This is a genomic window from Caballeronia sp. 11_S32 (assembly GCF_056930355.1).
This window is the reverse complement of record NZ_JBXOWH010000003.1, coordinates 1172411-1195283: the sequence shown is the minus strand read 5'-3', so window position 1 is coordinate 1195283 and position 22873 is coordinate 1172411. Positions and strand designations below refer to the sequence as shown.

The following is a 22873-nucleotide window of genomic DNA, read 5'->3' as shown; positions in this document are numbered from 1 at the left end:
TTAAGCGTGAGCCTGGCGCGATGCGTACACGCGCTCCTTGAACGGCGCCATGCCGATGCGGCCGAACGTATCGATGAAACGCTCGCCTTCGATGCGGTTATCGACGAAGGTATCGATCACTTGCGAGATCACGTCGGGCATCTCTTCCGCCGAGAACGACGGGCCGATAACCTTGCCGAGATGCGCGCCCGTTTCGCCCGAGCTCTGCTCGCCGCCGAGCGTCACCTGATACCACTCCGAGCCGTCCTTATCGACGCCCAGAATGCCGATGTTGCCGACATGGTGATGACCGCACGCGTTGATGCAGCCCGAGATGTTCAGCGACATGTCGCCGAGGTCGTACACGTAGTCGAGATCGTTGAAGCGGTCCTGAATCGCCAGCGCGATCGGAATCGACTTCGCATTCGCGAGCGAGCAGAAGTCGCCGCCCGGGCACGCAATGATGTCCGTCAGCAGACCGATGTTCGCCGTCGCGAAGCCGAGCGCCTTCGCGCGCTCCCACACGGCGTACAGGTCGCGCTTCTTCACGTTCGCGAGAATCAGGTTCTGCTCGTGCGACACGCGGATTTCGCCGAACGAGAACTCGTCGGCCATGGCGGCGACGTCGTCCATCTGCTTGTCGGTGGCGTCGCCCGGCGCGATGTCGCGCTGCTTCAGCGAAAGCGTCACCGCGGCGTAGCCCGGCACCTTGTGCGGGCGCACGTTGCGCTCGACCCAGCGCGCGAACGGCTTGCTGTCGATCAGATGCTTTTCATACGAAGCATCCGTGTCCGCGAGCTTTTCGTAGGCGGGCGGCGCGAAGAACTTCGACACGCGGTCGACTTCTTCCTGCGTGATCGTCGACGGACCGTCCTTCAGATGCTGCCACTCTTCCTCGACCTGCTTGCTGAACTTCTCCGCCGACAGCGCCTTCACGAGAATCTTGATGCGCGCCTTGTACATGTTGTCGCGGCGGCCGTAGCGGTTGTACACGCGCAGCACGGCTTCGCAATAGGTGATCAGGTGCTGCCACGGCAGATCGCGCTTGATGATCGCGCCGACGATCGGCGTGCGGCCGAGACCGCCGCCCGCGAGAATGTCCATCACGACTTCGCCCTGCGCGTTCTTCTTGAGATACACGCCGAGATCGTGGATCTGCACGGCCGCGCGGTCTTCCGCCGAGCCGTTCACCGCGATCTTGAACTTGCGCGGCAGCCACGCGAATTCCGGATGGAACGTCGACCATTGACGCAGGATTTCGGACCACGGACGCGGATCGACGACTTCATCGGGCGCGACGCCAGCGAATTGATCGGCCGTGATGTTGCGGATGCAGTTGCCCGAGGTCTGGATCGCGTGCATCTGCACCGAGGCGAGCTTGCGCAGGATTTCCGGCGTCTCTTCGAGCTCGACCCAGTTGAACTGGATGTTGGTCCGCGTCGAAAAGTGGCCGTAGCCGCGGTCGTGCTCGCGCGCGATCGTCGCCAGCACGCGGAGCTGGTCGCTGCGCAGGTTGCCGTACGGAATCGCGATGCGGTGCATGTACGCGTGGCGCTGCATGTACAGGCCGTTCTGCAGACGCAGCGGACGGAATTCCTCTTCGGTCAATTCGCCCGACAGACGGCGGCGGACCTGGTCAGCGTACTGCGCGACACGTTCGTCGACGATGCGTTGGTCGATCTGATCGTATTGGTACATTCGGGGACCCCAAGTTCTTGTGTAAAGCGCGGCGTCCTAGCTCAGAATCCCAGACCCGTCGCGCGTCTCATCCATCGAATATCCATTGAGTGCCTGCCGCGCGAGCCGTTCAGACGGAACGCTCATTTGCTTATGACAGATAGAGATATGGATATTGGAAAAATTGGACTGATAGTAAAGAACCTGCTATATATTGCAAACGACTGAAAAATTACTTTGATATGCGGCTGAGTTATAAATGAACCTGCATCAGTTCCGCTTCGTGCGCGAGGCCGTCCGGCAGAACTTCAATCTGACGGAAGCCGCGAAGGCGCTGTACACATCGCAGCCAGGCGTCTCCAAGGCGATCATCGAACTGGAAGACGAACTGGGCGTCGAGATCTTCACGCGACATGGGAAACGCGTGAGATCGCTGACCGAGCCGGGTCGGATCATCCTCGCGTCGGTCGAGAAAATTTTGCAGGAAGTGGAGAGCCTGAAACGCGTCGGTAAGGATTACGCGGCGCAGGATCAGGGCAATCTTGTGATCGCCGCGACGCACACGCAGGCGCGCTACTCCCTGCCGGCGGCGATCGCCGAGTTCAAAAAGCGCTTTCCGAAGGTCCACCTTTCAATTCTGCAAGGCAGTCCGACGCAGGTCGCCGAAATGGTCATCCACGATCAGGCGGATATCGCCATCGCGACCGAGGCCATCGCCAACTATAAGGAACTGGTGTCGCTGCCCTGCTTTCAGTGGCAGCATCTCGCCGTCATGCTGCCGGATCATCCGCTGCTGGAGCGCAAGACGCTCACGCTCGACGATCTCGCGCAATACCCGATCATCACGTACGAGGCGTCGTTCGCCGGGCGCACGAAGATCAATCAGGCGTTCGCCCTGCGCAATCTGACGCCCGACATCGTGCTCGAAGCCATCGACGCGGACGTGATCAAGACTTACGTCGAACTCGGGCTGGGTGTCGGCATCCTTGCTGACATCGCATTCAATCCAGAGCGCGACAAGCATCTGCGCGCGATGCCCGTCGGCCATCTGTTCGGCACCAACGTCACGCGGCTCGCGCTGAAACAGGGCGCGTATCTGCGCGGCTATGTGTATACGCTCGTCGAACTGCTGTCGCCGTCGTTGAACCGCAAGCTGATCGAGCAGGCCCTTTCCGGCGAACACGAAAGCTACGAGCTTTGAAAATCGGCGGCGCGTGCCGCCTCGAAAAAGAAAACCTTCCCCTGGAGACCTTCCCGATGACGTTGTCGAAGTTCACGCGCCGGCTCGCTGCCGGCGTCGCATTGTCCGTCATTGCTGCCGCCGCACACGCGCAATTGAAAGTTGGCATCGATCTGTCGAGCACCGGCCCCGCCGCCGCGATCGGCATCACCAGCAAGAACGCGATGCTCATGTGGCCGAAGACCATCGCCGGACAGAACGCGGAGTACATCATCCTCGACGACGGCTCGGACCCGGGCGCGGCAGTGCGCAACATTCGCAAGCTCATCAGCGAGGACCACGTCGACGTGATCGTCGGGCCGAACATCACGCCGGCGGCGCTCGCCGCGCTCGATCCCGTCGCCGAATCCGAAACGCCGATGATCACGCTGATCGGCTCGGCTTCGGTCGTTGAGCCGCAGGAGGGCAAGAAGGTGTGGGCATTCAAGATGGCCCAGACCGACCGCGCGATGGCCGACGTGATGACGCGCTACATGGCGAATCACGGCGTGAAGACGGTGGGCTTCATCGGCTTCGCGGACAGCTACGGCGATAGCTGGCTCAACGAGTTCACCAAGTTCGCCGATCTCCGGCATATCAGGATTGTCGCGAGCGAGCGCTTCAACCGCACGGATGCGAGCGTCACCGGCCAGATCCTCAAGCTGATGGCCGCGAAGCCGGACGCGGTGCTGATCGCGGGCGCGGGCACGCCGACGGTGCTGCCGCAGCGCACGCTCGTCGAGCGTGGCTACAAGGGCGCGATCTATCAGACGCACGGCATCGCGACGCCGGAGTTCATCAAGCTCGGCGGCAAGGATGTGGAAGGCACGCTCTTCCCGACGCAGCCGGTGGTCGTGGCGCGTACGCTGCCGGCGGATCATCCGTCGAAGAAGGCGGCGCTTGCGTTCGTGAACGCGTATGAGGAGAAATACGGCAAAGGCACGGTCACGCAATTCGCGGGCGATGCGGCGGGCGTGTATCCGCGCCTGCAGGATGCCGTGTCGCGCGCGCTGAAGACGGCCAAGCCGGGCACGAAGGAGTTCCGCGTTGCGCTGAGATCGGAACTGGAGCACGCGCATGAACTCGTCGTGCCGAACGGCGTGGTGAATACGAGCGCGACGGATCACGTTGGCCTGGATCAGCGCGCGAGCGTGATGGGCGTGATCAAAAACGGCGCGTTCACCTATCTCGCTCAGTAATTTCCGAGGTTGCGGCGAGTTTCCAGTATTGGCGCCGTTGTCGCTTGCCGGCGACGGCGTTTTCGGTCATAATCGCCGACTCGATTGGTTCGTTGCTGCGTTTTTCCCGGTACGAACCAGTTCAGGCCCAGGTGGTGAAATTGGTAGACGCAGGGGACTCAAAATCCCCCGCCGCAAGGCGTGCCGGTTCGATTCCGGCCCTGGGCACCAGGATTGTTCAAAAAGCCGCTCCTTCCGGAGCGGCTTTTTGCGTTTGGGGCGGGCGAAATCCCACGCGCAATTGGAAGCCTCGTCGCACCGACGGGTCGCGGCAGCCCATTTTCACTCGGCGCCAGAATCGGGTTTCGTTCCGCCCTGAGGCGCCTCCTTGGCGACGTTACGACATAACCAGTCCGCCAGAACCGGAGCGCCAAATCTCGCAAATGCACAAGCTACGACGACCGGCCAATACTCCCGAAAGAATCCCAATACGAAGTTCAACATCTTGACACCCCAGCCTTCCATTCATTCAACACGATTGATAACCCGTAGTACACCAAAGCATCTCTCAGAGGGTGCGACGGCAGGAGCCCGCGTACTTCCTGACTAAACGAAGCGACGAGCAAGTATATCCACAGAAGCATTCCAATCAGGGAGGCGAAAATTCCCAGATTGGCGATAAGGATCGCCTGACTGGTTCCTTGTCTCGAAGCCCAGCGAGGGAAACCGCTGCGAAGCTCGGCCGGCAGCACTGCCAGCGCAACGTTCAGACTGACGCTCGAGGCGACGAGTGAAATGGGGAAGAAGTCGTCCTTTCCGGGCTGGTTGAGCGCGACCCGCAGGATATATTCGATCGCGCCCATGAATAGCGGCAGCCCGACGATCAATTGCCGCGCCGTCGTGTCGAAGCCTTTCCTTTGCATGGTCATCATCCTTTCGTGCGTGATGCCACGCAATTTCGCCGATGGCGTGAGGGCGCGGAAGTCGTCCGGTTGGCTACCGGGCCTCCTTCTCCTTGGTCCGTTCATCATTCAAATGTGCGCAAGCGCGTAGACGCCTGTCACCGCGCGCCGCAAAAATGGCTTCCGATCGGCATTCAGAACCCCGGCGCCCGGATCATCACGAGGATGCTCGCGCGCGCGGCAGCCGCATGTCGGGTTGCTCAGGACACGCCTGATGTCGTGACCCGCTCGCGCGACGCGGCGAGCCATAAATCGAACAAGGGTGCGAGATGAATCGACCTGAATACTCGCTGTCGCTCGACTCCGTGATCTGCCATCGGTGCAACACGGTATCCCGGGCCGAGGAAGACTCCTGCCCGTCCTGCGGATCGGATCGGCAAGGCGCGATTTTCACGAGCCGCGCCGATACCGCCGCGCCCGCGGACATGCCCGGCGAACTCGACATCGTCGACTTGCGCGACAGCGGCTGGCTGCAGCGCCTCGTGCGCCGCAAGATGCTGACGTCCTACCCGAGTCTCGCCGAGCCCGGCGACCTTCCGCCCGCGCAAACGCGCAAGCCCGCTCGCAGGGGCATCGCGGTGCTGGTCGGCGGTGTCGTGGCCGGTATCGCGGCCGGGGCCTATTTCTATGCCGATCCGAACACCGTCCCCGGCGCGACGAGCGCGCGCCCCGCCGTCAGCGTGGCAGGCGCGATTCACGACGGCGTATCCGAGGCACCGAGCGCGAGCGATGCGCGGCATGCATCGATGACGCGCTCGAATGCGAACGGGCACGCGCCGGAGAAGACAAGCCCCACACGCGAACGACAGGCATCGGAAGCGCTCGTCCGGAACTCGGGAGCAAAGGAGTCGTCGGCGCAAACCGCGATCACGTCGATGCACGCGGCGCCGAGCGTTCCGGTCGCGGCGCGAACGGCGGCGGAGACCGCTTCGGTGACGGCGAGCGGGACAGTCGCGGCAAGCACGTCCGCAAAACCGCCAGCGTCCACTGTGTCAACCGCAGTCGCGGCGCGGACGGCGGCGGAAACCGCTTCGGCCGCAGCGAGCGGGACAGTCGCGGCGAGCACGTCCGCAAAGCCGCCAGCGTCCGCTGTGTCAACCGCAGTCGCGGCGCGGACGGCTGCGGAAACCGCTTCGGCCGCATCGAGCAGCACGGTCACGGCAAGCGCGTCCGCAAAGCCGCCAGCGTCCACTGTGTCAACCGCAGTCGCGGCGCGGACGGCTGCGGAAACCGCTTCGGCCGCATCGAGCAGCACGCTCGGAACAAGCGCGTCCACGAAGCCGCCCGTGCCCGCTGTGCCAACCGCAATCGCGGCGCGAGCGCCGGCGGCAACCGCATCAGCCACGGCGAACGGCACGGTCGCCGCAGTCGCGCCCGCACAGCCGCCAGCGTCCGCTGTGTCAACCACGGTCGCGGTGCGGGCGCCAATGGAAGCCGCTTCGGCGAGATCAAGCAGCACGGTCGCGATCAGCGCGCCCGCAAAGCCGCCAGTGTCCGTCGCGTCAACCACGGTCGTGGCGCAATCGACGACGAAGGCCACATCGGTCACAACGGGTACGCCCGCGACCCGTGCGCCCACAGCAGTCGCTGCAGCAAACCCGCCTTCGCACGCCGTCGCGATATCGGCTGCAATCGGCGCCACCAAGCCATCGACGCCAGCCACGACGACGATCAACGCCGCCGCGGCGCCAGCCGCGTCCGTGGCCGCCGCGACGCCTTCGATCAAACCCGCCATCGCATCGACACAAAAACCGGAACCGCGCGAAAGCGCAACGCTGACCCTGTCAGCGCCGATCCCGACAAAGCCCGTGACGCGCCCATCCGAACCGCCGCGCGGCACGACAGCGGTCGCGAACAAGGACAAGCCCGTCATCGCACCGACTATCGCCGCGATCGACAAGCCCTCCCAGGAGCCGCTGCCCGCCGCCATTGCGCATGACATCGCGGCGGTCCAGCAGGCGCTCGCCAATCGCGATCTCACCGCCGCGCGACGTCACATGCGCGGCCTCTACGCAAGCCAGCCTCGCAGTCCGGAAATCCAGCAGCTTGCGGCCGAAGTGTCGCGGCAGGAACGCGCGCGCGACGGCGCGATCACGAGCGCCCGCTCGTGCGCCGCCAAGCAGGAGCCGGCGTGCGCATTGCGCAATGCCCGCCGCGCGGTCGCGCTGGACCCGCGCAACGCCCAGACCCAGGCGAGCTTGCGCCGCGCGCTCGTCGTACAGAAAGAGTCCAATACGGAGTACTTCCGCCAGGCCAGCGCGATACCGAAGCCCACCGTCCCGGCAATGACCTTCGACGGCCGCTGGAGCGTAAGCCCGAAGCACGGCGCGGCGGCTGGCGATCAGGACGACGCCCGCTTCACGCTTCTCGGGCTGGGCGTGCCGATGGTCGCAAAGGGACGCGGCGACGCGCACTGAAGCGCATCGAAGCAATCACGCGATTGCGAACGGAATAAGCTTCCGGGCCCATCCGTTTAGAGGTGACGAACGAACTGACGGCGCGCCGCGGCCGAAGGAGTCACCATCATGCAAACCGGATTGTGGAGCCGCCTCCTGGCTTGCGCCGCCGCGGTCGTGACGTTGACGGGCCTTGTCTCCTGCGGCGGCGGCTCGAGCGACAGCATGCCGGCGGCGACGCGCTTCAAGATGACGATCGTCGTATCCGACGGCGCCGTCCCCGCCCCGCACACGGACCCCAACCTGAAAAACGGCTGGGGCGTCGCGTTCAACCCGAACGGCTTCGTCTGGGTCGCCAATAACGGCACGCAGACGGCCACGCTCTACGACGGCAACGGCGTGGTTCAGTCGCTCGTCGTGGCGATTCCTCCCACTGCGATGGGCCCCGCGAACCCGACCGGCATCGTCTTCAACCAGGGACCGGATCTGACGCTCGCGCGCAACGGCAAGTCCGGCGTCGCGGCGTTCATCTTCGCGGGCGAAGGCGGCTCGATCACTGCGTGGGCGCCGGCCGTCGACACGACGCACGCGTTCACCGCCGTCGATTCGAGCGCGTCGGGCGCGATCTACAAGGGACTCGCGATCGCCACGACGGCGGCGGGCGGACATCGGCTCTACGCGACCGATTTCCACAACAACAAGGTCGATGTCTTCGACGGCACGTTCACGCGAATCGCCGTGCCCGGCGGCTTCAAGGACACGCAGATTCCCGCGGGCTTCGCGCCCTTCGGCATCCAGGCGATCGGCTCGAAGATCTTCGTGACCTACGCGAAGCAGGACAGCGACGCCGAGGACGACGTGGCGGGCGCTGGCCAGGGCTTCGTCGACGTGTTCGACATCGACGGCAACCTCATGCAGCGCTTCGCCGCGAACGGCCCGCTGAATGCGCCGTGGGGCGTGGCTCAGGCGCCGGGCAACTTCGGCACCTTCAGCAACGACATTCTCGTCGGCAATTTCGGCGACGGCACGATCAACGCGTTCGATCCGAATACCGGCGCGTTCGTCGGGCAGTTCATGAACACGGACGGCAAGCCGCTCGTGCAGCCCGGCCTCTGGGGCATCGCGTTCGGCAACAACCTGAACGCGCAGCCGTCGAACACGTTGTTCTTCGCCGCCGGTCCGAATGACGAAGCCGACGGCGTGTACGGGCGCATCGACGTGCAATGAAGCGCGCGCCGCTTTTCCCTGGGCGATGACGCCGGCCACGGACACCTCCTCGTCCGAAGTGCGCATCGCCACTCCGGGCGCCGTCCGTGGTTCGGGCGGCGCCCTTTTTATCGATGACGCGAGGCGAGCGCATGAGCGCTGACTCGAAGCGCGGCTTGCTAGAATGCGCGCTTCAACTCCGCTCATCCGATGGACCTCGAAACCCTCCTCTTCTCCCAAGGCTTCGGGTCGCGCCGCCAGTGCCGCGGCATCGTCGCCGAAGGACGCGTGCGCGTCGCGGGCGTCGTGCGCGACGATCCGCATGCCGATCTTCCCGTCGCGCCCGGTCTCGAATTCGAAGTCGACGATCACCGCTGGACGTATCGCGCGAAGGCGTACATCGCGCTCAACAAACCCGCGGGCTACGAATGCTCGCGCGATCCGCAGCATCATCTGAGCATCTTTCATCTGCTGCCGCCGCAGCTTGCCGAGCGCGGCGTTCAGGCGGTCGGGCGGCTCGATCAGGACACGACCGGCCTCCTCCTCCTTTCCGACGACGGCGCGTTCGTGCACGCGTTCACATCGCCCAAACGGAAGGTGCCGAAGGTCTATCTCGCAACGGTGCGTCATCCGCTCGACGATGCTCAGCTCACGAAGCTGCGCGAAGGCGTGCTGTTGCACGGCGAGTCGAAGCCGAGCGCCGCGCTCGCGGCGAACCGGCGCGGCGACCGGCTGCTCGAACTCACCGTGCTCGAAGGCAAATACCATCAGGTGAAGCGCATGGTCGCGGCGGCGGGCAACCGTGTGGAGCAACTGCATCGCGAGCGCGTCGGCGGCTATGCGTTGCCTGAGACCCTTGCCGAAGGCGCGTGGCGCTGGCTCGATGAAGCCGATCTCGCCGCGCTGCGCGAAACGCCAGAAAAAGCGCCCTGACATCGCCGAGCCGGATGCGTTGCGCGCGCACGACGATGAAGCGCCATGCGGACCACGCCCGAGATCGCTCTCCGGGCGGCGCAGCGCGCGCGTTCGCCGATCTTGACGAAAGTCGTCGCACCGATCCACGCGCATTGAGCATGCAAATCGGTAAAAGCCCTGAACGGCCGGCGCTGCGGCGCAGCATGCCTTCCGTGATCGGCCCTCATATACTGGTCTAACGGATACCGATAACGACTATCAAAAAAGCAGGAGGGCATCATGGTCTCCCACTCGACCGCCGCGCTGATTGCGTTCGTTGCGTTGAGCGCTGTCCTCATCGGGGTATTGGCCCTCGTCATGCACCTGCGCCACAAGGATTCGCCGAATCTCATCGGCGCATTGATCGGCGCGTTGATGTGCTTCGTCCTGCTCGAAACGATTCCCGCGCTGATCTAGCGCCGCGCGTTCGTTCGCAGGAAATCTTCGACCGTCGGATGGCGCAGTACGTAAGCCAGTTCGCGCTTCAGGCGCGCGTTGGAGAGCCGCCGCGACTCGCGCATGAATGAGAGCGTGAGCGGTTCGAGACGCGTCTGTGCTTCCGCCCGCGAAATGCGCGGCACGCGCGGGAGCCCGTACGCATCCGCCACGCGGTCGAAGTAATCCGCCATGCGCAAATCGGTGTCGTCGGAAGCGTTGATGACGCGTTGCGGACGGCCGTGCGCGAGCGCGCGCACGAGAATTGCGGCGAGATCGTCGGCGTGAATGTGGTTCGTGTAGACGTCGTCGGATTCGATGAGCGCCGGCTGCGCCCGCTCGATGCGCGCAAGCGGCAGACGGTTGCCCGCGTAGATGCCCGGGATGCGCGCGATCGACACGCGCCAGCCGCTCTCCACGCCCGCCGCGCGCAACTGCCGCTCCGCCGAGACGCGCCGCCGCGCGCGCTCGTTCTCCGGGCGCGCAGGCCGCGTTTCGTCGATCCACGCGCCGCCGCAATCGCCGTAGACGCCCGTCGTGCTCGCGTAGACGAAGCGCAAGCCGGGGCGGAAGCTCGCTTGCCGGATGCTGGTCGGAAAAGGGCCGTCGGGTACAATGAAAGACGTTTTCGCAAATGAGCCCGGGCGTTGGCCGGGCCGGCGCAAAGGCGCGCGAGAGGCGTCGCGCAACACATGCCGCGTTCGTGTTTCGAAGGCGCGCATGTAGCCGCGTATCAACCGCTGCGCCATGACCGGCGTCTGCGCTGCGCGCGCGGTCGAACGGCGCGGCGCGCGCAAGGTGGCGATCAGCGCGCGCGTGCGGCGGTCGTCGAGGCCATCGCGCGGCGGCGGGGCGAGATGCAGCACGCTTCGCGCGATGCCCGCGAGCCGTTTGAGGCTTTTGCGCGCATCGAGATCGCCGGGAATAGGCGTCGCGCCCGCCGCGCGCAGTTCGCCCGCGCGCTCGGGATGATGCGTGAGCGCGATCACGCGGGGCGCCGCGGCGCGCGCCTGAAAGAGCGGCAGCGCGCGCATGCCGACATCGCCGCATCCGACGATCAGGACTCGCGCGCGACGAAGGTTTCGAGTGGCGATCATCCGGGCATTCTATCCGCCGCTCGAAACGGGCGTGCGGCGTCGAAAAAAGGCAACCCAAGAGACAACTCCACACATCGCAGAATCGATCTATGGCTTTCAACGTAACGCTCCGGCAAAGCGGCCGGCAGTTTCAAGTAGAACCCGACGAACCGGTGCTCACCGCCGCGCTGCGTCAGGGCATCGGCCTGCCGTACGGCTGCAAGAACGGCGCGTGCGGCTCCTGCAAGGGCGCCGTCGTGAGCGGCGAAGTCGAGCAGGCGCCGCATTCGTCGTCGGCTTTGTCGAACGATGAAAAGACGCGCGGCATGGCCCTCTTCTGCTGCGCCACAGCGCAGACCGACCTCGAAATCGACGTGCGCGAAGTCGCGGGCGTCGGCGACGTGCAGGTGAAGAAGCTGCCGTGCCGCGTGAACGCGCTGGAACGCAAGGCGGATGACGTCATCGAGCTGAAGCTGCAGTTGCCCGCGAACGAGCGCCTGCAGTATCTCGCGGGCCAGTACATCGAATTCATTCTGAAGGACGGCAAGCGCCGCAGCTATTCCATGGCGAGCCCGCCGCATCACGAAGGCCCGCTCGAACTGCATATCCGCCACATGCCGGGCGGCACGTTCACGGATCATGTGTTCGGCGCGATGAAGGAGCGCGACATCCTGCGCTTCGAAGGCCCGCTCGGCACGTTCTTCCTGCGCGACGAATCCGAGAAGCCCATCGTGCTGCTCGCATCGGGCACGGGCTTCGCGCCGATCAAGGCGATCATCGAGCATGCGGTGTTCAAGAACCTGAACCGCCCGATGACGCTCTACTGGGGCGGCCGCCGCAAGAAGGACCTCTACATGATGGACCTCGCCACACAGTGGGCGAAGGACATCCCGAACTTCAGGTTCGTGCCGGTGCTCTCCGAACCCGATGCGGACGACAACTGGACGGGGCGTACGGGTTTCGTTCATCGCGCTGTCATCGAGGACCTGCCAGACTTGAGCGGCTATCAGGTGTACGCGTGCGGCGCGCCCGTGATGGTGGAATCCGCCCAGCGCGATTTCACGCAGCATCATCGCCTGCCGGAAGACGAGTTCTACGCGGATTCGTTCACGAGCGCGGCGGATCTCGCGCATCCGGTCTGATGTTGCACACAACCTGCACGCGGACAAAAAATCCGCGTGCACGGTTTACAGGCAGCAACCGCTTAACGTATCCTTCGCGAATGATCAAAACCCTGAACGCACTTCGACGTCGCCGCTCGCCGCTTCCCTAGGGATGCCGCTGGCTCGTCATGCATTTGCGCTCACGGTTCGGTTTGTTCGAAGCGCACGAAATGAAGCCACGGAAATCCGTGGCTTTTGTTTTTTCCGCATCGTTTTCATCTTTCTCTCGCACTAGCCTTCGTGGAGCCCCCTGTCATGAATTTCAATGAGTACCCCGTTGATTCGCTGATGTACATCACGAACCGTCCCGAGATCGTGTTCACGCACGGCAAGGGCTCCTGGCTCTACGACAACACGGGCAAGCGCTATCTCGACTTCATCCAGGGCTGGGCCGTGAACTCGCTCGGCCACTGCAACGAAGGCATGATCGAAGCGCTCGAGAAGCAGGCGCGCACGCTGATCAATCCGTCGCCGGCGTTCTACAACGCGCCGATGGCACAGCTCGCGGGTCTGCTCACCGCGAACAGCTGCTTCGACAAGGTGTTCTTCGCGAACAGCGGCGCCGAAGCGAACGAAGGCGCGATCAAGCTCGCGCGCAAGTGGGGCAGGAAGTTCAGGAATGGCGCATACGAGATCATCACCTTCGATCACAGCTTCCACGGCCGCACCCTCGCGACGATGTCCGCGAGCGGCAAGGCCGGCTGGGACACCATTTACGCGCCGCAGGTGCCGGGCTTTCCGAAGGGCGATCTGAACGACATCGCGTCGGTCGAGAAGCTCATCAACGAGAAGACCGTCGGCGTGATGCTCGAGCCGATTCAGGGCGAAGGCGGCGTGATTCCCGCAACGCGCGAGTTCATGCAGCAGCTGCGCGAGCTGACGAAGAAGCACAACCTGCTGTTGATCGTCGATGAAGTGCAAAGCGGTTGCGGCCGCGCGGGGACCTTGTTCGCGTACGAGCTCTCGGGTATCGAGCCGGACATCATGACGCTCGGCAAGGGCATCGGTGGTGGCGTGCCGCTCGCTGCGCTGCTCTCGAAGGCGGAAGTCGCGTGCTTCGAAGCAGGCGATCAGGGCGGCACGTACAACGGCAACCCGCTGATGGCAGCGGTCGGTCATTCGGTGATTTCGCAACTCGTCGCACCGGGCTTCCTCGAAAGCGTGCGCGAGAAAGGCGAGTATCTGAAGCAGGAACTGCTGAAGCTTTCGGCGGAGCGCGGCTTCAAGGGCGAGCGCGGCGAAGGCCTGCTGCGCGCGCTGCTGCTCGACAGCGACAAGGGTCCGCAGATCGTCGAAAAAGCGCGTCTGATGCAGCCCGACGGCCTGCTGCTCAACGCGGCGCGCCCGAACCTGCTGCGCTTCATGCCCGCGCTCAACGTCACCAGGGACGAGATCGACCAGATGATGACAATGCTGCGCTCGGTGCTCGATTCGCTGTGATCATCCGCGCGTTCGATGCAGGCGATCGCGATGCCGTGATCGCCCTGTGGCGCGATGTGTTTCCGGAGTACGCGGACGCATCGCGGCCACAGCGCGACCCGGCTTTATCGATCGCCAACAAGATGAAAACGCAGCCGGCGCTGTTCTTCGTCGGTTCGCTCGACGGCGACGTGATCGGCACGGTCATGGCCGGCTACGACGGGCATCGCGGCTGGGTGTACTCGCTCGCCGTCACGCCTTCGCTGCGCGGACGCGGCTTCGGCAGCGCGTTGATGAAGCACGCGGAAGCCGCGTTGACGAAGCTCGGTTGTCCGAAGGTGAATCTTCAGATCCTGTCGTTCAAGACGGAATTGCGCGGGTTCTATGAAAAGCTGGGGTATCGGATGGACGAAGTCGTGAGCCTCGGCAAGCGGCTATGAAAAAAGCCGGCTGTCTTGCGACAGCCGGCTTTGTTCTTTCCAGCAACCCGCGAACTTACTCGCCGAGATAGGCTGCGCGAACCTTCGGATCATCCAGCATGACCTTCGCGTCGCCGGACATCGTGACCGTGCCCGAATCCATCACGTAGCCGCGATTCGCTGCCTGCAACGCGAGACGCGCGTTCTGCTCGACCAGCAACACCGTCAGGCCCTCCTTCGAGATTTCACGAACCACCTCGAAGATCTTCTCGACCATGATCGGCGAGAGACCCATCGACGGCTCGTCGAGCAGCAAGAGCTTCGGACGCGAAAGCAGCGCGCGCGCCATCGCGAGCATCTGCTGCTCACCACCCGACAGCGTGCCCGCATACTGCGACGCACGTTCCTTCAGGCGCGGGAAGAAGCCGAACATGCGCTCGGTATCCTTCTGAATGCCGTCCGAATCGTTGCGCAGATACGCGCCCATCTGCATGTTCTCGAGAATCGACATGCGCGCAAAGATGCCACGGCCTTCCGGCACCATCGCGAGGCCGCGCTTGAGCAGCTCGTGCGTCGGCACGCCCTTGATCGACTGGCCCATGTACTCGATATCGCCGCCCGAATAGGGCTTGAGACCGGTGATCGCCTTCATCGTCGTGGTCTTGCCCGCGCCGTTCGCGCCGATCAGCGTAACGAGTTCGCCCTGCCCGACTTCCAGATCGACACCCTTCACCGCCTGGATGCCGCCGTAGTTCACCTGCAGACCCTTGACCTTCAACATTGCGCTTGTGGTCGCCATTTAGTGCACCCCCGCACCCAGATATGCCTCGATCACCTTCGGGTCCTTCTGCACGTCCTGCGGCAGACCTTCGGCGATCACCTTGCCGTAATCGAGCACCGTCATGCGGTTGCACAATCCCATCACGAGTTTCACGTCGTGTTCGATCAGGAGAATCGTCTTGCCGTCCGCGCGGATCTTGTCGAGCAGACGCGTGAGCTCGACCTTCTCCGTCGCGTTCATGCCGGCGGCCGGTTCGTCGAGCGCGAGCAGCTTCGGATCGGTCGCCAATGCGCGCGCGATTTCCAGACGACGCTGGTGGCCGTACGACAGATTGCGCGACGTGTAGTCCGCGTATTGCAGCACGCCGACGTACTCGAGCAGTTCGAGCGCGCGTTCCTTGATCTCGCGCTCTTCACGGCGCTCGGCCGGCGTCTGGAACACCGCGCCCAGCAGTCCGTGCTTCGTGCGCACATGACGGCCGACCATCACGTTTTCGAGCGCGGTCATGCCGCCGAAGAGGCGAATGTTCTGGAACGTGCGCGCGATGCCCGCCTTCGCCACCTGATACACGGCCGTCGGCGTGTACGCCTGACCGTCGAGCTTGAACTCGCCCGAATCCGGCGTGTAGAGGCCGGTGATCACGTTGAAGAACGTCGTCTTGCCCGCGCCGTTCGGGCCGATCAGACCGTAGATCGTGCCTTCTTCGATCTGAAGGCCCACATCCGACAATGCCTGCAAGCCGCCGAAGCGCTTGTTGACACCCTTGACGGAAAGTCGTGTTTGTTTATCGCTCATGTTCTGAATCTCCGCCTTATGCGCGCACCGGCTTCTTGCCGCTGCGCTTTGCGATCTTCGCGATCTTGTCTTCGTGTTTCGCGGCAGGCCACAGACCTTCCGAGCGATACAGCATGATCAGCACCATCGCCAGGCCATACAGCAACTGACGGATGACTTCGGTATCCACGATCTGATGGCCGAAAATGGCGTGCTGCAGCGGACCCATCGTCGAACGCAGGAACTCGGGGAACACGGCGAGCAGCACCGCGCCGAGAATCACGCCAGGGATATGGCCCATGCCGCCGAGCACCACGCACGCCAGCACGACGATCGATTCCCAGAACGTGAACGATTCCGGCGACACGAAGCCCTGGAACGCGCCGAACATCGCGCCCGACAGACCGCCGAACGATGCGCCCATCGCGAACGCGAGCAGCTTCACGTTACGGGTGTTGATGCCCATGGCCTTCGCGGCGATTTCGTCTTCACGAATGGCGGCCCATGCACGGCCGATACGCGAATGCTGCAAACGCGTACAGACCCAGATCACGAACAGCGCGCACAGTACGAACAGGTAGTAGTACAGGTACACGGACGGGAACTTGAAGCCCAGGAACTCGTGCGTCTGCGCGAGGCTGAAGTCGCCGACGTGCACCGGAGAGATACCCGTGATGCCCTTCGGACCGTTCGTGATGTTGATCGGACGATCGAGGTTGTTCATGAAGATCCGGACGATTTCCCCGAAGCCCAACGTCACGATCGCGAGATAGTCGCCGCGCAGACGCAGCGTCGGTGCGCCGAGCAGCACGCCGAAGGTCGCCGCGAGCGCCATCGCGATCGGCACGATGATGAAGAACGGGAAGTGAAGTCCGGTCGGCGCGAGCGCCGCGATCCATTCGAACTGCGTCGAGAGCTGCGGCGACGACAGCAGCGCGGCCGTATAAGCGCCGACCGCGTAGAACGCGATGTAGCCCAAATCGAGCAGGCCGGCGAAGCCGACCACCACGTTGAGGCCGAGCGCGAGCATCACGTAGAGCATCGCGAAGTCGAGCACGCGGACCCAGTAGTTGCCGCCCGCGGCGCCGATGACCATCGGCGCGGCAATGACGAACACGGCGGTGAGAATGCCCACGACGAGCGTTTTCGTCATGTTCTTCTCGGGGATGAGCGTCGTGGACGGCTCAATCGGTTGAATCGAAGTCATTTTTATGAGCTCCTCTCAGTCTTTAAGCGCGGTCCGCGACACGTTCGCCGAGCAGACCCGACGGACGGAACACGAGCACGATGATCAGCACGATGAAGGCAAACACGTCCTGGTAGTTGGAACCGAAGACGCCGCCCGTCAGGTTGCCGATGTAACCGGCGCCCAACTGTTCGATGAGACCGAGCAGCACGCCGCCGACCATCGCGCCGCCGAGGTTGCCGATACCGCCGAGCACCGCCGCCGTGAACGCCTTCAGGCCGGGAATGAAGCCCATGTAGAAGTGCGCGTTGCCGTATTCCGATGCGATCATCACGCCCGCCAGCGCCGCCAGCGCCGAGCCGATCATGAAGGTCGCGGAAATCACGAAGTTCGGGTTCACGCCCATGAGCGAGGCGTTAGCCGGATTCTCGGCGATCGCGCGCATCGCTCGGCCGAGCTTGGTCTTGTGCACGAGGAGCAGCAGGCCCGCCATCACGATGAACGCAACGACGATGATCACGATTTCGGTCATCGAAATAACCGCGCCCGGACGGGTTTCGTCGGCGGCGATCACGTTGATCGGATCGGTCGGCAGAAGCTGCGGGAACGCGAGAGGATTGCGGCCCCAGATCATCATCGCGATGGTCTGAAGCAGAATGGACACACCGATTGCGGTGATCAGCGGGGCGAGACGCGGCGCCTTGCGCAGCGGCCGGTACGCGACTTTTTCGATCGTGTAGCCGACGATCGCGCAGACGATTGCGGCAACGATGAGCGCGATCGTCAACATGATCGGCCCGGGCAAACCGGGCGCGTGATTTTGCATGACGCCGATGGCGGAAAGCGCAACCATCGCGCCGACCATCAGCACGTCACCGTGCGCGAAGTTGATGATGCCGAGAATGCCGTACACCATCGTATAGCCTAGTGCGATGATGGCGTAGACGCTGCCAAGCACCAGACCGTTGAGGATCTGCTGGATGAAAATATCCATTTAAAGCTCCTTAGCCCCGTGCGATTCGATAACGCTTTTATCACCGGCCGATAAACCGGTGGGAAGCGAAATCTGAAGCGGCACTGCGCGTACTTTTTAAAAAACCGGTAAGGGTCAATCGTCCGATCGTCCGCTCGCCGCCGGATGAGGCCGCGAGCGTTTCACGGACGGATACGAAAACGGCGCTGTCGGTTTAGCGCCGCTGGCTTGCTGCTACTTACTGCTTGACGACGTCGAGCACGTCCTTCTTCTTGTCCTTGAAGTCGTAAAGCGTAATCGTCCCCGCCTTCAGGTCGCCCTTGTCGTCGAACGCGATATGCCCCGTCAGACCGTTGAAATCGGTCGTGGCGATCGCAGCGAGCACCTTGGGCGCTTCGATGGAGTTCGCGCGCTTCATTGCATCGACGATCACGTACATCGCGTCATACGTGAAGGGCGCGTAAATCTGCACCGGCTGATGAAAGCGTGCTTCGTACTTCTTTTCGAAGTCGGCTCCCTTGTCCATCTTCGAAAGCGCGAGTCCCGCCTCCGAGCAAACGATGTTCTGCACCGCGTCGCCCGCGAGCTCGGCCAGCTTTTCCGTGCAGACACCGTCGCCCGCGAGAATTTTCGACTTGATGCCGAGCGCCGCCGCTTCCTTCGCAAACGGGCCGCCCGTCACGTCCATGCCGCCGTACATCACGACATCCGGCTGAATGCGCTTGATCTTCGTCAGGATCGCCTTGAAATTGCGAGCCTTCTCCGTGGTCTGCTCGCGGCCCGCGACCTTCACGCCGCCGGCCTGCACGGTCTTGACGAATTCATCGGCCAATCCCCGGCCGTAGGCGGTGGCGTCGTCCACCACGACGACCTTCTTCGCATGCAGCGTCTTCATCGCGTAGCTCGCCAGCACGGGGCCTTGCAGCGCGTCGGTGGCCACGACGCGGAACGTCGTCTTGTAACCTTGCTTCGTATACTCCGGGTTCGTCGTCGAGGGCGAAATCTGCGCGATGCCCGCATCGCTGTAGATCTTCGACGCCGGAATCGACACGCCCGAATTCAGGTGGCCGATCACCGCGACCACATGGTCGTCGACGAGCTTCTGCGCAGCCTCCGTGCCGACGCGCGGATCGGCCGCGTCGTCCTGGCTGTCGAGCTGGAGCCGAATGGAGCGCCCGTCGATCGTCAGACCTTGCGCGCTGATCTCCTCCAGCGCGAGACGCGCGCCGTTTTCATTGTCCTGGCCGAGGTGAGCCTGCAGGCCCGTCAGCGGCGCCACATGACCGATCTTCACGACAGTTGCCTCACTCGACGGCGCAGGCGCGGACGCGGCCGGCGCGGCCGCGGAACTCGCCGCCGACGCTGCCGTGCTCGCCCCGCTTTCGTCCTTCTTGCCGCATGCGGTCGTCATTGCAACCGCAGCCGCGATTGACACGGCGTGAGCAAACTTGAATCGCATCAAATAGGTCTCCTGCGCCCCTAAAAACTGTCGTCGTGAACCCTTCTGGCCTCAAGACGCGCGAATTGTAACGCTAAATATGAGACGAGCAATATTCTTGCGTGGCGGGGTTTTCCAGCATTGCAACCACCATTTTCCGACGATTTTCCCGCTAAAGCGCAACCGGGTTGCGATTCGATTTTGTGCAGTAGTTGCACCATAACGGAAACAGGTCTAATCGTCCGGGTTTGAAGGGTTACGTTTGCTTATCGGAATTACGGGGAAACCCTTAAGATTTTTAGAAGAAAATACTCAATCCGGTACGCGCCCCAAGACGGTGCTCACGCTTGGTTTCGTCTCGCGCGCGAGGGTTCCATTGAGTGCCGCGAGGTCTTGTCGCCGGGCGAAAAAAAAGCGCCCGGAGGCGCTTTTTCGAGGAGTCCGACTAACTTACTGCGGCAGCGACAGCCCGCGCGGCAGCGGAAAGGAGATCGTCTCCTCGATGCCTTCGAGCGAACGCACGTTGCGCACGCCGAGCTCGCGCAAACGCCCGATGACGGCCTGCGCCAGCACTTCCGGCGCCGATGCGCCCGCCGTCACCCCGATGCGCTTCTTGCCTTCCACCCACGCCGGGTCGATCTGCGTCGGCGAGTCCACCATATATGAAGGGATGCCGCGCTTCTCGGCCACTTCGCGCAGGCGGCTCGAGTTCGAACTGTTCGGGCTGCCGACGACGATCACGACATCGCACTGCGGCGCGAGGAATTTCACCGCGTCCTGGCGGTTTTGCGTCGCGTAGCAGATGTCCTGCTTCTTCGGCTCCTTGATCTGCGGATACTTCGCCTTCAGCGCATCGATGATCGCGGAGGCGTCGTCGACCGAAAGCGTGGTCTGCGTGACGTACGCGATACGCTCAGGATCGTGCAGGTCGAGCTTCAGCACATCGTCGATATCCTCGACGAGATGCATGCCCTCGCCCGACTGGCCCATCGTGCCTTCGACTTCCGGGTGACCCTTGTGGCCGATCATCACGATGTCGAAGCCTTCCTGGCGCATCTTCGCCACTTCGATATGCACCTTGGTCACGAGCGGGCAGGTCGCGTCGAACACGCGCAGGCCGCGCGCTTCCGCTTCGCCGCGCACCGCCTTCGAAACGCCGTGCGCGCTGAAGATCAGCGTGGCGCCTTCGGGCACGTCGGCCAGCTCTTCAATGAAGATCGCGCCCTTCTTGCGCAGATCCGCAACGACATAGGCGTTATGGACGATCTCGTGACGCACATAGATAGGCGCGCCGAAGAGCTTGATCGCGCGCTCGACGATTTCGATCGCGCGATCGACGCCGGCGCAAAAGCCGCGCGGCTGCGCGAGCAGGATTTCGACGTCGGTCTGAACTTCGTTGAGGCTTTCAATCATGGTTACAGAATTCCGATGATTTTCACTTCGAAGACGAGCGCCTGGCCCGCGAGCGGGTGGTTGAAGTCGAACAGCGCCGCGGTTTCGCCGACTTCCTTCAGCACGCCCGCATAGCGGCCGCCGTTCGGCGCGTTGAATTCGACGAGATCGCCGGGAGAAAAATCCTCGCCGATCATGCTGTTTTCGCGCAGCGTCGCGAGCGACACCCACTGGACGAGCTCCGGATTGCGCGGCCCGAACGCCTGATCCGGCGTTAGCTGAAAGGTCGAATGGTGGCCGACCTTCAGGCCCAGCAGAATCTCTTCCAACGGCGGCGCGAGCTGGCCTGCGCCGAGCAGGAGGGTCGCGGGCTTGTCGGTGAACGTGTTGACGACGTCAGCACCATCGGCCAGTGCGAGCCGGTAATGAAGCGTGACGTGCGAACCGGGTTTCACCTCGGAGATATCGATGATGCTCATGAGTATTGGATGTGGCCGTTCATTTGAAGGCGGGGCGCGGGCCCCGCATGGGGCGGCTCTTCGGCGCGAGGCAGCGAACCGCGCGGCGCCGGTGCGAACCGGACGCCAAAACCGCTATTGTAAGACAGAGTTGTGTCGGGACGCGTCGCGCGGCTCAGTCCCGTGTGCGCCCGCGCGCGCGACAAGACGTCCCGGGAGGCTGAAATGAGCGCCGATCTGCGGCTCGTGCAGCCGGCCAGCGTGCCCGACGCGATCGATGCAATCGATGCGCCCGAACCGGCCCCCAGGCTGCCCATCCGTAAATGGGCGCGCGCCGAGCGCCCGCGCGAGCGCCTCCTGGATGCGGGCCCCGCAACGCTATCGGACGCGGAGTTGTTCGCTTTGTTCCTGCGCACCGGCGTCTCGGGTGTGAACGCGATCGATGTCGCGCGCCAGTTGTTGCGGCGTTTCGGCTCGCTGCGCGGCGTGCTCGATGCATCGGAGCTGGAGTTGCGCGAGCAGCGCGGCATTGGGCCCGCGCGGGCGGCGACGCTGCTCGCCGTGTCGGAACTGTGCCGGCGCGCGCTCGCGGAAAAGGCGCGCGATCGCGAACTGATGAACGCGCCGGGCGCGGTCGAGGATTATTTGCGGCTTCTGATCGGCACGCGGCCCTACGAAGTGTTCGTCTGCCTGTATCTGGACGCGCGTCATCAGCTGCTGCTCGCCGAGGAGTCCGCGCGCGGCTCGCTGACGCGCGTGGCCGTGTATCCGCGCGAAATCGTGCGGCGCGCGCTCACGCTCAACGCGGCGGGGCTGATCGTCGCGCATAATCATCCGTCCGGCGGCGTCGAGCCGAGCGCCAACGACCGGCGGCTGACCAAAACGCTCCAGGACGCGCTCACGCTCATCGACGTGCGGCTGCTCGATCATGTCGTCGTCGCGGCGAACGACGTATTTTCGTTTGCGCGTCAGGGCTGGCTGTGATATCGCCGAGCCATAAAGGGTTTGATATTGCAGCGTTTTTCCTGCTACAATCCGCGTTTGCTTTTCTCAACCCACCTGCTCTGAGTAGGTTCGCCAGAAATGGTGAGCTGAGCGCAGTCCTCATTGGCATAACCGTGCTGCCAAGTCCCCGATCGGCAAATTGGGCGATAAGAGGCATCGAACTGGAAGCGAGTGCTTTCATTTGAGCGTTCGACTCGGACTTAACGTGTATTTAGGAGTGTCCTCATGGCACGCGTATGCCAAGTAACTGGGAAAGGCCCGATGTCGGGCAACAACGTTTCCCACGCAAACAACAAGACCAAGCGTCGTTTCCTGCCGAACCTGCAGAACCGCCGTTTCTTCGTTGAAAGTGAAAATCGCTGGGTGCGTCTGCGCGTCTCGAACGCCGGCCTGCGCCTGATCGACAAGAACGGTATTGACGCCGTGCTCGCAGACTTGCGCGCACGCGGTGAAATCTAAGGAGCACGCACATGGCCAAGGGCGCACGCGACAAGATCAAGCTGGAATCGACCGCAGGCACGGGTCACTTCTACACGACGACCAAGAACAAGCGCAACATGCCGGAAAAGATGGCGATCAAGAAGTTCGATCCCGTCGTCCGCAAGCACGTTGAGTACAAGGAAACCAAGATCAAGTAAGCCGCTTGATATTGAGTAGCCTGACGAAGACAGCAAAAAGCCCCGCACACCGCGGGGCTTTTTGTTTTTCGGCTCCGGATTTCACGCGATTTACACACGACCGTACGGCTGTTTTCGCTGTCACACAGGGTTCATGCGGGGTATG

General features: G+C 63.3%; 23 protein-coding genes and 1 tRNA gene. 13 read left to right on the top strand and 11 right to left on the bottom strand.

The window, feature by feature from the left end:
- Positions 1 to 1677, bottom strand: coding sequence for a nitrite/sulfite reductase (locus AC1Z32_RS17135; protein WP_483479753.1), 1677 nt, complete (start codon positions 1675 to 1677; stop codon positions 1 to 3).
- 238 nt (positions 1678 to 1915) lie between these two features.
- Between AC1Z32_RS17135 and AC1Z32_RS17130 the strand changes: the two genes are divergently transcribed.
- From AC1Z32_RS17130 to AC1Z32_RS17120, 3 genes are all read left to right on the top strand, one after another.
- Positions 1916 to 2857: a CysB family HTH-type transcriptional regulator gene (locus AC1Z32_RS17130; RefSeq protein WP_483479752.1), complete on the top strand. Its 942-nt coding sequence runs from the start codon at positions 1916 to 1918 to the stop codon at positions 2855 to 2857.
- A gap of 56 nt (positions 2858 to 2913) precedes the next feature.
- Complete coding sequence (locus tag AC1Z32_RS17125; protein ID WP_483479751.1) at positions 2914 to 4074, top strand: ABC transporter substrate-binding protein; 1161 nt, start codon at positions 2914 to 2916, stop codon at positions 4072 to 4074.
- A gap of 125 nt (positions 4075 to 4199) precedes the next feature.
- A tRNA-Leu gene (locus AC1Z32_RS17120) sits at positions 4200 to 4284 on the top strand.
- A gap of 266 nt (positions 4285 to 4550) precedes the next feature.
- Here the strand turns inward: AC1Z32_RS17120 and AC1Z32_RS17115 are convergent.
- Together AC1Z32_RS17115 and AC1Z32_RS17110 are read right to left on the bottom strand one after the other, a co-directional pair.
- Complete coding sequence (locus AC1Z32_RS17115) at positions 4551 to 5084, bottom strand: hypothetical protein (RefSeq protein WP_483479750.1); 534 nt, start codon at positions 5082 to 5084, stop codon at positions 4551 to 4553.
- A gap of 625 nt (positions 5085 to 5709) precedes the next feature.
- On the bottom strand, positions 5710 to 6873 hold the full coding sequence (locus AC1Z32_RS17110; RefSeq protein WP_483479749.1) for a hypothetical protein: 1164 nt from the start codon (positions 6871 to 6873) through the stop codon (positions 5710 to 5712).
- Between AC1Z32_RS17110 and AC1Z32_RS17105 the strand changes: the two genes are divergently transcribed.
- The 4 genes from AC1Z32_RS17105 (at position 6824) to AC1Z32_RS17090 (ending at position 9988) form a co-directional block, all read left to right on the top strand.
- The gene (locus tag AC1Z32_RS17105) at positions 6824 to 7432 is read left to right on the top strand and encodes a hypothetical protein (protein ID WP_483479748.1); all 609 of its coding nucleotides are present in this window, start codon (positions 6824 to 6826) and stop codon (positions 7430 to 7432) included. The genes AC1Z32_RS17110 and AC1Z32_RS17105 overlap by 50 nt on opposite strands.
- Before the next feature lie 108 nt (positions 7433 to 7540).
- Positions 7541 to 8638 (top strand): TIGR03118 family protein, encoded by a 1098-nt coding sequence (locus AC1Z32_RS17100; RefSeq protein WP_483479747.1) that lies wholly within the window; start codon positions 7541 to 7543, stop codon positions 8636 to 8638.
- Positions 8639 to 8827: 189 nt separating this feature from the next.
- Complete coding sequence (locus AC1Z32_RS17095; RefSeq protein ID WP_483479746.1) at positions 8828 to 9550, top strand: pseudouridine synthase; 723 nt, start codon at positions 8828 to 8830, stop codon at positions 9548 to 9550.
- Between the two features lie 261 nt (positions 9551 to 9811).
- Positions 9812 to 9988, top strand: a complete 177-nt coding sequence (locus AC1Z32_RS17090; RefSeq protein WP_483479745.1) for a hypothetical protein — start codon at positions 9812 to 9814, stop codon at positions 9986 to 9988.
- On the opposite strand, the gene AC1Z32_RS17085 is transcribed toward AC1Z32_RS17090, so the two are convergent.
- A complete protein-coding gene (locus AC1Z32_RS17085; protein ID WP_483479744.1) occupies positions 9985 to 11103 on the bottom strand; it encodes an NAD-dependent epimerase/dehydratase family protein in 1119 nt (372 codons plus the stop codon). The genes AC1Z32_RS17090 and AC1Z32_RS17085 overlap by 4 nt on opposite strands.
- A gap of 89 nt (positions 11104 to 11192) precedes the next feature.
- On the opposite strand from AC1Z32_RS17085, the gene AC1Z32_RS17080 reads away from it, so the two are divergent.
- The 3 genes from AC1Z32_RS17080 to AC1Z32_RS17070 all read left to right on the top strand — a co-directional run bounded on the left by AC1Z32_RS17080 (position 11193) and on the right by AC1Z32_RS17070 (position 14104).
- A complete protein-coding gene (locus AC1Z32_RS17080) occupies positions 11193 to 12224 on the top strand; it encodes a CDP-6-deoxy-delta-3,4-glucoseen reductase (RefSeq protein WP_483479743.1) in 1032 nt (343 codons plus the stop codon).
- A gap of 276 nt (positions 12225 to 12500) precedes the next feature.
- On the top strand, positions 12501 to 13685 hold the full coding sequence (locus AC1Z32_RS17075) for an acetylornithine transaminase (RefSeq protein ID WP_483479742.1): 1185 nt from the start codon (positions 12501 to 12503) through the stop codon (positions 13683 to 13685).
- Entirely contained in the window at positions 13682 to 14104 is a 423-nt protein-coding gene (locus AC1Z32_RS17070) for a GNAT family acetyltransferase (protein ID WP_483479741.1), read from the top strand. Before AC1Z32_RS17075 ends, AC1Z32_RS17070 begins: the two co-directional genes overlap by 4 nt.
- A 55-nt stretch (positions 14105 to 14159) precedes the next feature.
- Here AC1Z32_RS17070 and AC1Z32_RS17065 read toward each other — a convergent pair whose 3' ends face one another.
- The 7 genes from AC1Z32_RS17065 to AC1Z32_RS17035 form a co-directional block, all read right to left on the bottom strand.
- Positions 14160 to 14864: an ABC transporter ATP-binding protein gene (locus AC1Z32_RS17065; RefSeq protein ID WP_008351154.1), complete on the bottom strand. Its 705-nt coding sequence runs from the start codon at positions 14862 to 14864 to the stop codon at positions 14160 to 14162.
- Positions 14865 to 14882: 18 nt separating this feature from the next.
- Complete coding sequence (locus AC1Z32_RS17060; protein WP_483479740.1) at positions 14883 to 15659, bottom strand: ABC transporter ATP-binding protein; 777 nt, start codon at positions 15657 to 15659, stop codon at positions 14883 to 14885.
- 16 nt (positions 15660 to 15675) lie between these two features.
- Positions 15676 to 16845 carry an ABC transporter permease subunit gene (locus tag AC1Z32_RS17055; protein ID WP_062608833.1) on the bottom strand — a complete coding sequence of 390 codons (1170 nt, stop codon included), beginning with the start codon at positions 16843 to 16845 and terminating at the stop codon, positions 15676 to 15678.
- 22 nt (positions 16846 to 16867) lie between these two features.
- A complete protein-coding gene (locus AC1Z32_RS17050) occupies positions 16868 to 17818 on the bottom strand; it encodes a branched-chain amino acid ABC transporter permease (protein ID WP_483479739.1) in 951 nt (316 codons plus the stop codon).
- A 217-nt stretch (positions 17819 to 18035) separates the two neighbouring features.
- Positions 18036 to 19256: a branched-chain amino acid ABC transporter substrate-binding protein gene (locus AC1Z32_RS17045; protein WP_483479738.1), complete on the bottom strand. Its 1221-nt coding sequence runs from the start codon at positions 19254 to 19256 to the stop codon at positions 18036 to 18038.
- 429 nt (positions 19257 to 19685) lie between these two features.
- Entirely contained in the window at positions 19686 to 20648 is a 963-nt protein-coding gene (gene ispH, locus AC1Z32_RS17040) for a 4-hydroxy-3-methylbut-2-enyl diphosphate reductase (protein ID WP_483479737.1), read from the bottom strand.
- 2 nt (positions 20649 to 20650) lie between these two features.
- Positions 20651 to 21106 carry an FKBP-type peptidyl-prolyl cis-trans isomerase gene (locus tag AC1Z32_RS17035; protein WP_483479736.1) on the bottom strand — a complete coding sequence of 152 codons (456 nt, stop codon included), beginning with the start codon at positions 21104 to 21106 and terminating at the stop codon, positions 20651 to 20653.
- A 204-nt stretch (positions 21107 to 21310) separates the two neighbouring features.
- On the opposite strand from AC1Z32_RS17035, the gene radC reads away from it, so the two are divergent.
- The 3 genes from radC to rpmG all read left to right on the top strand — a co-directional run bounded on the left by radC (position 21311) and on the right by rpmG (position 22728).
- Positions 21311 to 22069, top strand: coding sequence for a RadC family protein (radC, locus tag AC1Z32_RS17030; protein WP_483479735.1), 759 nt, complete (start codon positions 21311 to 21313; stop codon positions 22067 to 22069).
- Between the two features lie 246 nt (positions 22070 to 22315).
- Complete coding sequence (gene rpmB, locus AC1Z32_RS17025) at positions 22316 to 22549, top strand: 50S ribosomal protein L28 (protein WP_008351171.1); 234 nt, start codon at positions 22316 to 22318, stop codon at positions 22547 to 22549.
- Between the two features lie 11 nt (positions 22550 to 22560).
- Positions 22561 to 22728 carry a 50S ribosomal protein L33 gene (gene rpmG / locus AC1Z32_RS17020; RefSeq protein ID WP_006478046.1) on the top strand — a complete coding sequence of 56 codons (168 nt, stop codon included), beginning with the start codon at positions 22561 to 22563 and terminating at the stop codon, positions 22726 to 22728.
- Positions 22729 to 22873 lie beyond the last annotated feature (145 nt).

Bases quoted from the DNA above. Each gene is read 5' to 3' on its own strand.
- AC1Z32_RS17135 (WP_483479753.1), bottom strand. From the start codon at position 1,677: ATGTACCAATACGATCAGATCGACCAACGCATCGTCGACGAACGTGTC.
- AC1Z32_RS17130 (WP_483479752.1), top strand. From the start codon at position 1,916: ATGAACCTGCATCAGTTCCGCTTCGTGCGCGAGGCCGTCCGGCAGAAC.
- AC1Z32_RS17125 (WP_483479751.1), top strand. From the start codon at position 2,914: ATGACGTTGTCGAAGTTCACGCGCCGGCTCGCTGCCGGCGTCGCATTG.
- AC1Z32_RS17115 (WP_483479750.1), bottom strand. From the start codon at position 5,084: ATGATGAACGGACCAAGGAGAAGGAGGCCCGGTAGCCAACCGGACGAC.
- AC1Z32_RS17100 (WP_483479747.1), top strand. From the start codon at position 7,541: ATGCAAACCGGATTGTGGAGCCGCCTCCTGGCTTGCGCCGCCGCGGTC.
- AC1Z32_RS17095 (WP_483479746.1), top strand. From the start codon at position 8,828: ATGGACCTCGAAACCCTCCTCTTCTCCCAAGGCTTCGGGTCGCGCCGC.
- AC1Z32_RS17090 (WP_483479745.1), top strand. From the start codon at position 9,812: ATGGTCTCCCACTCGACCGCCGCGCTGATTGCGTTCGTTGCGTTGAGC.
- AC1Z32_RS17085 (WP_483479744.1), bottom strand. From the start codon at position 11,103: ATGATCGCCACTCGAAACCTTCGTCGCGCGCGAGTCCTGATCGTCGGA.
- AC1Z32_RS17080 (WP_483479743.1), top strand. From the start codon at position 11,193: ATGGCTTTCAACGTAACGCTCCGGCAAAGCGGCCGGCAGTTTCAAGTA.
- AC1Z32_RS17075 (WP_483479742.1), top strand. From the start codon at position 12,501: ATGAATTTCAATGAGTACCCCGTTGATTCGCTGATGTACATCACGAAC.
- AC1Z32_RS17065 (WP_008351154.1), bottom strand. From the start codon at position 14,864: ATGTTGAAGGTCAAGGGTCTGCAGGTGAACTACGGCGGCATCCAGGCG.
- AC1Z32_RS17060 (WP_483479740.1), bottom strand. From the start codon at position 15,659: ATGAGCGATAAACAAACACGACTTTCCGTCAAGGGTGTCAACAAGCGC.
- AC1Z32_RS17055 (WP_062608833.1), bottom strand. From the start codon at position 16,845: ATGACTTCGATTCAACCGATTGAGCCGTCCACGACGCTCATCCCCGAG.
- AC1Z32_RS17050 (WP_483479739.1), bottom strand. From the start codon at position 17,818: ATGGATATTTTCATCCAGCAGATCCTCAACGGTCTGGTGCTTGGCAGC.
- AC1Z32_RS17045 (WP_483479738.1), bottom strand. From the start codon at position 19,256: ATGCGATTCAAGTTTGCTCACGCCGTGTCAATCGCGGCTGCGGTTGCA.
- ispH (WP_483479737.1), bottom strand. From the start codon at position 20,648: ATGATTGAAAGCCTCAACGAAGTTCAGACCGACGTCGAAATCCTGCTC.
- AC1Z32_RS17035 (WP_483479736.1), bottom strand. From the start codon at position 21,106: ATGAGCATCATCGATATCTCCGAGGTGAAACCCGGTTCGCACGTCACG.
- radC (WP_483479735.1), top strand. From the start codon at position 21,311: ATGAGCGCCGATCTGCGGCTCGTGCAGCCGGCCAGCGTGCCCGACGCG.
- rpmB (WP_008351171.1), top strand. From the start codon at position 22,316: ATGGCACGCGTATGCCAAGTAACTGGGAAAGGCCCGATGTCGGGCAAC.
- rpmG (WP_006478046.1), top strand. From the start codon at position 22,561: ATGGCCAAGGGCGCACGCGACAAGATCAAGCTGGAATCGACCGCAGGC.